Annotated in this window: 2 tRNA genes; both read left to right on the forward strand. The window is 54.3% G+C overall.

Features of this window, described 5'->3' with window-relative positions:
- Window positions 1-57: 57 nt before the first annotated feature.
- Window positions 58-130 (forward strand) — tRNA-Val (locus FC80_RS03105).
- 4 nt (window positions 131-134) lie between these two features.
- Window positions 135-207 (forward strand) — tRNA-Lys (locus FC80_RS03110).
- Window position 208 lies beyond the last annotated feature (1 nt).

A 208-nucleotide genomic window follows, 5' to 3' on the forward strand; every position in this document is an offset into this window, starting at 1 on the left:
CGCCGATAGTAGTTGGGGGATCGCCCCCTGCGAGGATAGGACGTTGCCGTGCAAAATGGAGGATTAGCTCAGTTGGGAGAGCGTCTGCCTTACAAGCAGAGGGTCACAGGTTCGAGCCCTGTATCCTCCATCTTGAGTCGTTAGCTCAGTCGGTAGAGCATCTGACTTTTAATCAGAGGGTCGACAGTTCGAGCCTGTCACGACTCAT

Origin of the sequence: Liquorilactobacillus cacaonum DSM 21116, from assembly GCF_001436735.1 — a bacterium.
GTDB lineage: Bacteria > Bacillota > Bacilli > Lactobacillales > Lactobacillaceae > Liquorilactobacillus > Liquorilactobacillus cacaonum.